Origin of the sequence: Streptomyces sp. NPDC059477, from assembly GCF_042749375.1 — a bacterium.
GTDB lineage: Bacteria > Actinomycetota > Actinomycetes > Streptomycetales > Streptomycetaceae > Streptomyces.
Genome location: NZ_JBHYUG010000034.1, coordinates 72,427 through 81,563 on the forward strand (window position 1 = coordinate 72,427; position 9,137 = coordinate 81,563).

Sequence of the window (9,137 nt, forward strand, 5' to 3'; positions counted from 1 at the left end):
CCCCGCGGCCCCACCGGCCGCGGTCCACCACCCCAACCCGGCGGCCGCCCCTCCCGCCCCCCGCTATCCGCGCCACAAGCGGCGGGATGACCTCGCCACGTTCGCCGAGCGTGCAGGTGACCAGAGTCACCCGCGCGCCCTGAGCGGCGTACGCGGCCATGGTCGCGCCGTTGTTGATCGACTCGTCGTCCGGGTGTGCGTGCACGAGCAGCAGACGACGGCCGGCTTGGTCCGTCATGGCCCCCAGCGTACGGGGGTCAGAAGTTGATACTGCCGATCATCCCCGCGATGTTGCTCGTCAGCTCGCTGATCGTCGGGGCGATCGTCGAGGACGAGAGATAGAAGCCCAGCAACATACAGACCACCGCATGTCCCGCTTTGAGCCCGGACTTCTTGATCAGCAGGAAGACGATGATCGCCAGCAGCACCACCGCCGAAATCGAGAGTGCCATGGCGGCTCACCTCCAAGCAGAGCGGGCGGACTTGCCCATCCGTACAGACCTGTCATCCATCAGACGCGTAAATCCTTGCGCGTAAATCTATGCAGGAGCCAGCAGGTGCATACCCACGCAGCGCTAGTGATCATAACTATCCGTGCGCGCGCATCTGTCGGCGCACAGCCGCACAAGGGGGCGCATGGCCAATATCGTCGGGGTATGACGACCGAGCCTGTCTCTTTCCCCCGTCGGCACGCCCGCACCCAGCGATTCACGCTCGGCGCGCCGCGTTCGTTCACCGTCGCCCCGGACGGATCGCGGGTCGTGTTCCTGCGCTCGCGCTCCGGGGCGGACCGCGCGGGCGCCCTGTGGGTGCTCGACCTGCCCGGCGGCGGGGAGCGGGTCGCGGCCGACCCCCTGACGCTGCTGGGGGGCGCCGGAGAGCGCCTCTCGGCCGAGGAGCGGGCGCGCCGCGAGCGCAGCCGTGAGGGGGGTGCCGGGATCGTCGGCTACGCGGTGGACGCGGCCCTGGAGCTGGCCGCCTTCGCGTTGTCGGGGCGGCTGTTCACGGCCGAACTGCGGGCCGGCACCGCCCGTGAACTGCCCGTCCCGGGGCCGGTGATCGACCCGCGCCCCTCCCCCGACGGCCGCCATGTCGCGTACGTCACCGCAGGTGGGCTGCGGGTGGTGGGCGCGGAGGGCGAGGGTGACCGGGCGCTGGCCGAGCCGGAGGCGCCCGAAGTGACCTATGGGCTGGCGGAGTTCATCGCGGCCGAGGAGATGGACCGTACGCGCGGCTTCTGGTGGGCGCCGGAGTCCGACCGGATGCTGGTGGCGCGGGTGGACGACACGCCGGTGCGGCGGTGGTGGATCGCCGATCCCGCGCAGCCGGAACGTGATCCACAACACGTCGCCTATCCGGCTGCCGGGACGCCGGACGCGGAGGTCCGGCTGTTCGTGATGGACCTCGGCGGGGCCCGCACGGAGGTGGTCTGGGACCGGGCCCGGTATCCGTATCTGGCGCGAGTGCACTGGTCAGACGCGGGTGCGCCGCTGATCCTGGTGCAGGCGCGGGACCAGCGCGGCCAGTTGTATCTGGCGGTGGACCCGGACACCGGGGTGACCCGGATGGTCCATGCTGATCAAGATCCGATTTGGCTTGATCTTTTCGCCGGGGTGCCGTGCTGGTCGCCGTCGGGGCAGCTGGTGCGGATCGCCGACGAGGGGGGCGCGCGAGTGCTGGCGGTGGGTGAACGGCCGTTGACGGGACCGCAGTTGCATGTGCGGGCGGTGCTCGATGTCGGGGCCTCGGACGTGCTGGTGACGGCGTCGGCGGGCGCGGAGGCGGACGCCCCGGAGATCGGCGAGGTACATGTCTACCGGGTGAACGAACTCGGCGTGGCGCGGGTGTCCGAGGAGCCCGGGGTGCATTCGGCGGTGCGCCGGGGCGAGGTGACGGTGCTGGCGTCCTCGACCCTGGACCGGCCCGGGGCGCGGGTGCGGGTGCTGCGCGAGGGCGAGCCGGTGACGGTTGTCACGTCGTACGCCGAGCGTCCCGGTTTCTCCCCTCGGGTGCGTCTGGTCGAGGGGGGCGCACGGCGGATCCCGTGCGCCCTGCTTATGCCGCGGGACTACCACGGTGACACTCCCCTGCCGGTTTTGCTGGACCCCTACGCGGGTCCCCATGCCTCGCGGGTGCTCGCGGCGCACAACTCCCATCTGACCTCGCAGTGGTTCGCCGACCAGGGTTTCGCGGTGGTCGTCGCGGACGGCCGCGGCACCCCGGGCCGCTCGCCCGCCTGGGAGAAGGCGATCCACCAGGACTTCACGGTCACCCTGGACGACCAGATCGAGGCCCTCCAGGAGCTGGCGAAGCACCATCCCCTGGACCTCGGCCGGGTCGCCGTCCGCGGCTGGTCCTTCGGCGGCTATCTGGCCGCCCTGGCGGTGCTGCGCCGCCCCGATGTCTTCCACGCGGCGATCGCGGGCGCCCCGGTGACGGACTGGCGGCTGTACGACACCCACTACACCGAGCGGTATCTCGGCGACCCGGCCGCCTCCCCGGCGACGTACGCGCACAGCTCGCTGATCACCGACGAGGGGCTGTCCGAAGCCGCCGGGCCGCACCGGCCGCTGATGATCGTGCACGGCCTCGCGGACGACAACGTGGTGGTCGCCCACTCCCTGCGGCTCTCCTCGGCGCTGCTGGCCGCCGGGCGCCCGCACGAGGTGCTGCCGCTGTCCGGGGTCACGCACATGACCCCGCAGGAACAGGTCGCGGAGAATCTGCTGCTGCTCCAGGTGGACTTCCTCCGGCGCGCCCTCGATCTGCCCTGATCTGCCCTGGCAGCAAGGCTTCTTCACGAAAGCACCGCAACCATCAATTGAGGAACCACGACGATGCGCCGGCCACGTCCGCGAGAGCGGCGCCGGTTTAGGCGCAAAAAACAGGCCGGAGCGACATGGCTCGCTCCGGCCTGTTCACGGCACCCGCACGGCCGTACGTTCCTCAGGATCGCGCGTCCGTATATCGGAGGCGGGTCGCGCGAGTTGCCGGTCTGTTACCGGGGTGGCGGCTCGGGCGGGACGACCTGCTTCTCTTCCGCGAAGTGGCAGGCGGAGTCGTGGGCCGCCGGTCCGGGAACCCCCCGCAGATGCGGCGGGACGGCGAGCGGGGGCACCTCGTCGGCGCAGCGCTGCCGGGCCTTCCAGCAGCGGGTGCGGAAGCGGCAACCGGAGGGGACGTTGGTCGGGGAGGGGACGTCACCGGCCAGGATGATGCGCTCGCGGTGTTCCCGGGCGTCGGGGTCGGGCACGGGGACGGCGGAGAGCAGGGCCTGGGTGTAGGGGTGGGTGGGATGGTCGTAGATCTCGGCGTCGCGGCCGGTCTCCACGATCCGGCCGAGGTACATCACCGCGATCCGGTCCGAGATGTGGCGGACGATCGACAGGTCGTGGGCGATGAAGACGTAGGAGAGGTCGAACTCCTGCTGGAGGCGGTCCATCAGATTGATGACCTGGGCCTGGACGGAGACATCAAGGGCGGAGACCGGCTCGTCGGCGACGATCACCTCGGGGCGCAGGGCGAGTCCGCGGGCGATGCCGATGCGCTGGCGCTGGCCGCCGGAGAACTGGTGGGGGTAGCGGTTGATGTACTCCGGGTTGAGGCCGACCACGTCCAGCAGGTCCCGCACCCGGCGGCGGCGGTCCCCCTTGGGAGCCACCTCGGGGTGGATGTCGTAGGGCTCGCCGATGATGTCGCCGACCGTCATCCGGGGGTTGAGGGAGGTGTACGGGTCCTGGAAGACCATCTGGATGTTGCGGCGTACGGTTCTCAGCGCGCGGCCCGACAGACGGGTGATGTCCTCGCCCTTGTAGCGGATCGTGCCGGCCGTCGGGCGTTCCAGGTTGACCAGCATCTTCGCGACCGTGGATTTGCCGCAGCCGGACTCGCCGACGATGCCGAGGGTCTCACCGCGGGCGAGGGTGAAGTCCACGCCGTCGACGGCCCTCACCGCGCCGACCTGTTTCCTGAAGACGATGCCGGCGGTCAGCGGGTAGTGCTTGACCAGCCCCTCGACCTCCAGGATCGGTTCGGTGACCGGGGCGGGGGCGGGGCCGGGGACCGGCTCAGCCGTCGTGGCCATCGAGGCACTCCCTCCAGAAGTGGCAGGCGCTCACGCGGTCCGCGGCGACCTGGTACAGGGGCGGTACGTCGGTGCGGCACACGTCCTGGGCGAGCGGGCAGCGCGGGTGGAAGGCGCAGCCCGGCGGGATGTCCAGCAGGTTCGGCGGCAGGCCCTTGATGGCGTACAGCTCCTGGCCCTTCTGGTCCAGGCGGGGGATGGAGTCGAGCAGACCGCGGGTGTAGGGGTGGGCCGGGGCCTTGTAGATGTCGTGGACGGGGGCCTGTTCGACGATCCGGCCCGCGTACATCACCGCGATCCGGTCGGCGACGTCGGCGACCACGCCGAGGTCGTGGGTGATGAGGATCAGGCCCATGTCCAGCTCGCGGCGGAGGTCGGCGAGGAGTTCCATGACCTGGGCCTGGACGGTGACGTCGAGGGCGGTGGTGGGCTCGTCGGCGATGATCAGGGCGGGTTCCAGGGCGAGCGCCATCGCGATCATGATGCGCTGGCGCATGCCGCCGGAGAACTGATGGGGGTACTGCTTCACCCGCTCCGCCGCGCCCGGGATACGGACCCGGTCCATCAGCTCGATGGCTTTCGCGCGGGCGTCCTTGCGGGACATGCCGCGGTGGACGATGAACATCTCGCCGAGCTGGTCGCCCACGCAGAGCACGGGGTTGAGGGCGGACAGGGCGTCCTGGAAGATCATCGCCAGCTGGGCGCCGCGCGCCCGGCGCCGCTCGCTCTCCTTCAGCCTCAGCAGGTCGCGGCCCTGGAAGCGGATCTCGCCGCCGGTGATCCGGCCCGGCGGCATGTCGAGGATGCCCATCACGGCCTGGGCGGTGACCGATTTGCCGGAGCCGGACTCGCCGAGCACGGCGAGGGTCTCACCGGCGTCGACGCCGTAGCTGACGCCGTTGACGGCCTTGGCGACTCCGTCGCGGGTCTTGAACTCCACGTGCAGGTCACGTACTTCGAGCAGCACGGCGGCTCACCTCAGCTTCGGGTCGAGGGCGTCGCGCACCGCGTCGCCGAGCATGATGAACGCCAGGACGGTGAGCGCGAGGGCGCCGGAGGGCCAGAGCAGGGCGTGCGGGGCGTTGCGTACGTAGGGGGAGGCGGCGGAGATGTCGATGCCCCAGGAGACGGTGGGCGGCTTCAGACCGACGCCGAGGTAGGACAGGGTCGCCTCCAGGGCGATGTAGGTACCGAGGGCGATGGTGGCGACCACGATCACGGGGGCGACGGCGTTGGGGGTGATGTGCCGCAGCAGGAGGCGGGAGTTGGAGGCGCCGAGCGCGCGGGCGGCCTGGACGTAGTCGTGCTGTTTGGCGGTGATGACCGAGCCGCGGGCGATCCGGGAGATCTGCGGCCAGCCGAGCAGCACCATGAAGCCGATGACGGGCCAGATGGTGTTGCTGGTGATGACGGACAGCAGCACCAGGCCGCCGAGGACGACCGGGATCGCGAAGAAGATGTCGGTGATCCGGGACAGCACCGCGTCGCCCGCCCCGCCGAAGAACCCGGCGAGGCCGCCGAGCACCGAGCCGAGGACGGCGACCCCGAGGGTGGCGAGGACGCCCACGGACAGGGAGGTGCGGGCGCCGTAGACGGTCCGGGTGTAGACGTCGCAGCCCTGGCCGTCGAAGCCGAAGGGGTAGCCGGGCTGGGAGCCCTCCTGGGCCTTGGCGAGGTTGCAGGTCAGGGGGTTGCCGGAGGCGATCAGGCCGGGCCACAGGGAGATGACGACCAGGAAGAGGATCACCAGGCCGGAGATGAGGAAGACCGGGTTGCGGCGCAGATCGTGCCAGGCGTCGGACCACAGGCTGCGGGCCCGGTCCCGGTCCCGGGGGGCGGGCGGGCCGCCGGGGGGTGCCTCCAGAGTCGCGCCCTCGCTGGTGGCGAGGTCCATGGCGCCGCCCGCCCCGGTCCCCGCGATGGCCCCGTTCCCGGGGGCTCCGCCGCCGGGGAGATAGGGCTGGGGCGGCTGGGGCTCAGGCATAGCGGATCCTCGGGTCGAGTACGGCGTACAGGAGGTCGACCAGCAGGTTGGCGATGAGGAAGACCAGGACCAGCACGGTCACGAAGCCGACGACGGTCTGTGTGTTCTGGCGGAGGATGCCCTGGTAGAGCTGGTAGCCGACGCCGTGGATGTTGAAGATCCGCTCGGTGACGATGGCGCCGCCCATCAGGGCGCCGATGTCGGTGCCGATGAAGGTGACCACGGGGATCAGGGAGTTGCGCAGCAGATGCCGGGTGATCACCCGGTGGCGGGGCAGGCCCTTGGCGATCGCCGTGCGGACGTAGTCGGAGCGCCGGTTCTCGGCGATGGAGGTGCGGGTGAGGCGGGTGACGTAGGCGAGGGAGACGGAGGCGAGGACCAGGCCGGGCACGATCAGCTCGCCGAAGGTGGCCGCCGGGGAGACGGAGGGTTTGATCCAGCCCCACTCGACACCGAGCAGGAGCTGGAGCAGCAGACCGGTGACGAAGGTGGGTACGGAGATCACGACCAGGGTGAGCAGCAGGACCCCGGTGTCGACGGGCCGTCCGCGCCGCAGCCCGGTGAGGACCCCGAGGGTGATCCCGATGACGACCTCGAAGAGGATCGCGACGACGGTGAGGCGGATGGTGACCGGGAAGGCGGAGCCCATCAGTTCGGTGACGGGCTGCCCGTTGAAGGCGGTGCCGAAGTCACCGGTGAAGACATTGCCCATGTAGGTCAGATATTGCTGCCATACGGGCTTGTCGAGGCCGAATTCCCTGCGGAGCTGGGCGGCGGTCGCCGGGTCGCACTCGCGGTCGCCGCACAGCCCGGCGATGGGGTCGCCCATCACGTTCACCATCAGGAAGATGAGCAGCGTCGCCCCGAAGAAGACGGGGATCATCTGGAGCAGGCGCCGGACGACGTACCGTCCCATGCCGGCTCAGCTCACCTTGATCTCGTCGTACACCGGCACGCTGAACGGATTGAGTTTGACGTCGGACAGCCGGTCCGAGTAGCCGGCGCTGCCGTTCTGATACCAGAGGGGGATGGCGGCCATGTTGTCCCGGACGACTCCCTCGGCCTGCTGGAACAGACCGATGGCCTTGGGGGCGTCGGTCTCGGCGTTGGCCTGGTCGACGAGCTTGTCGAACTGCTGGTTGGACCATTTGCCGTCGTTGGAGGAGGCGTTGGTGTAGTAGAGCGGCTGGAGGAAGTTCTGGATCAGCGGGTAGTCCATCTGCCAGCCGGCCCGGAAGGGGCCGCTCATCTTGCGGCCGGCGATCTGGTTGCGGAAGTCGGCGAAGGTGCCGACGGGGTTGGCGACGCAGGCGCGGTCGTTGCCGAGGGCGTTGTTGATGGAGTTGCAGACGGCGTCCACCCACTGTTTGTGGGAGCCGGTGTCGGCGTTGTAGGTGAGGGTCACCTGTCCGCCGGGGAGTCCGCCGCCCTCGTCGATCAGCTTCTTCGCCGCGGCGGCGTCGTACTGGCACCACTCGCCGCACAGCCCCGCCCGGTAGCCGCCGTCGGCGCCGAGGACGGGTGAGGTCCAGTCGGTGGCGGGGGTGCGGGTCTGCTGGAAGATGGTCTTGGTGATCTGGTCCCGGTCGATGGCACGGGACAGGCCCTTCCTGACCTTGTCGGAGTTGGGCTTGTTCCAGGCGCTGTCGTAGTACGGGAAGGCGAGGGTCTGGATGATGCCGGCCGGGGTGTTGAGATACCGGTCGCCCAGGTCGCTCTTGACGTTCTTCAGCTGCGCGGCCGGGACGTCGTCCACGAGGTCGAGATTGCCGGCCATCAGGTCGGTGTAGGCGGTGTTGTTGTCGGTGTAGACCTTGAGGTCGACGCCGCCGTTGCGGGCCTTGTCGTCGCCGGGGTACGCGTCCCAGGTGCGCAGCGACATCTGGGAGCCCTTGGTGTACGAGTCGACGGCGTACGGGCCGTTGCCGACCGGCTTGTCGAGCCAGCCGGCGTGGTCGTCGAAGAACGACTGCGGCAGCGGGGCGTAGGCGGCGTAGCCGAGGGTGTCGGGGAAGGTGGAGAACTTCTGGCCGAGCTTGACGGTGAAGGTGCGGTCGCCGGTGACCTTGAGGCCGGAGAGGGTGTCGGCGCTCTGGCTCCCGCCGTTCTCGGGGTGGACCTTGTCGTAGCCCTCGATGTATCCGAAGAAGTAGGCGTTGCGCTGGTTGTTCTTCAGGCTCGCGCCGTAGTTCCAGGCGTCCACGAAGGATGTGGCGGTGACCGGCTGGCCGTTGCTGAAGGTCCAGCCGTCCTTGACGGTGATCGTGAAGTTCTGCGAGTCGCTGGTCTCGATGCTCTGGGCGAGCATGTTCTTGGCCTCGCCGGTGTCGGGGTCGTACCGCTTCAGCCCGCGGAAGATCATGTCGAGGACCTTGCCGCCCTGGACCTCATTGGTGTTGGCCGGCTCCAGGGGGTTCGCCGGGTCACCCCAGGAGGCGCTGAGCACGGTGTCGCTGCCGCTGTTGCTTCCCCCGCCGCCTCCGCCGCCCCCGCAGGCCGTCGCCAGCAGCGCGACGGCGGCGGTGGTTGCGATCCGCTTGGCGTGCGTGGCTCCACCCATGGAGTGCCCTCCTCGTCCGTACGCCGGCCCTGGCGCGGGGGCGCAGGGCTGTTACCGGACCATGTTCCGGCATATCCGACATACAGCCCATTTATTTCGGGCATCTGGGGGGTGGGGGGATGGGGTGGGGTGGGGTGGGCGGGGTGGGGTGGGCGGGGTGGGGTGGGGTGGGGTGGTGCGGGTTTCGTCGTGGCTGGTCGCGCAGTTCCCCGCGCCCCCAAAAGACTGCGCCGTTGCCCGCGCCCCCAAAAGATTGCGCCGTTGCCCGCGCCCCCAATGACGCGGCGTTGCCCGCGTCGGTCACGGGTCGCAACCGACTTCCCGGACCATGCCATGAACCTCATCCCACCGCACGGGCAACGCCCCCAGCCGGCCGCAGGGCACATCCCGGGCGACGCGGGAGTGGGGCCAGGGCTGTGGTTTCTCCGTGTCGTCGGGCTGGGTTTCGGGGGGTCAGGGGGATCGTACGGCCGCGGGGCGGGGGGGGGGGGGGGGGCGCGCGGCCCGCC

General features: G+C 70.2%; 8 protein-coding genes. 1 reads left to right on the forward strand and 7 read right to left on the reverse strand.

Going from position 1 to position 9,137, the window contains the following annotated elements:
- Positions 1-238: PIG-L family deacetylase (locus tag ACFXAZ_RS19150; RefSeq protein ID WP_384592135.1), on the reverse strand; the 238-nt coding region annotated here is incomplete at its 3' end.
- A 19-nt stretch (positions 239-257) separates the two neighbouring features.
- Positions 258-452: a hypothetical protein gene (locus ACFXAZ_RS19155; RefSeq protein ID WP_355748187.1), complete on the reverse strand. Its 195-nt coding sequence runs from the start codon at positions 450-452 to the stop codon at positions 258-260.
- Positions 453-656: 204 nt separating this feature from the next.
- Here ACFXAZ_RS19155 and ACFXAZ_RS19160 point away from each other — a divergent pair, with 204 nt between their 5' ends.
- Entirely contained in the window at positions 657-2,774 is a 2,118-nt protein-coding gene (locus ACFXAZ_RS19160; protein WP_384592138.1) for an alpha/beta fold hydrolase, read from the forward strand.
- Positions 2,775-2,998: 224 nt separating this feature from the next.
- Here ACFXAZ_RS19160 and ACFXAZ_RS19165 read toward each other — a convergent pair whose 3' ends face one another.
- From ACFXAZ_RS19165 to ACFXAZ_RS19185, 5 genes are read right to left on the reverse strand one after another with little or no spacing between them, the layout of a single operon-like run.
- A complete protein-coding gene (locus tag ACFXAZ_RS19165) occupies positions 2,999-4,084 on the reverse strand; it encodes an ABC transporter ATP-binding protein (protein WP_384592141.1) in 1,086 nt (361 codons plus the stop codon).
- Positions 4,068-5,051, reverse strand: coding sequence for an ABC transporter ATP-binding protein (locus tag ACFXAZ_RS19170; RefSeq protein WP_384592144.1), 984 nt, complete (start codon positions 5,049-5,051; stop codon positions 4,068-4,070). The genes ACFXAZ_RS19165 and ACFXAZ_RS19170 overlap by 17 nt, the downstream gene beginning before the upstream one ends.
- A 6-nt stretch (positions 5,052-5,057) precedes the next feature.
- Positions 5,058-6,068, reverse strand: a complete 1,011-nt coding sequence (locus ACFXAZ_RS19175) for an ABC transporter permease (protein ID WP_384592147.1) — start codon at positions 6,066-6,068, stop codon at positions 5,058-5,060.
- Positions 6,061-6,984, reverse strand: a complete 924-nt coding sequence (locus tag ACFXAZ_RS19180) for an ABC transporter permease (protein ID WP_384592150.1) — start codon at positions 6,982-6,984, stop codon at positions 6,061-6,063. Before ACFXAZ_RS19180 ends, ACFXAZ_RS19175 begins: the two co-directional genes overlap by 8 nt.
- A gap of 6 nt (positions 6,985-6,990) precedes the next feature.
- Positions 6,991-8,628 carry an ABC transporter substrate-binding protein gene (locus tag ACFXAZ_RS19185; RefSeq protein WP_384592154.1) on the reverse strand — a complete coding sequence of 546 codons (1,638 nt, stop codon included), beginning with the start codon at positions 8,626-8,628 and terminating at the stop codon, positions 6,991-6,993.
- Positions 8,629-9,137 lie beyond the last annotated feature (509 nt).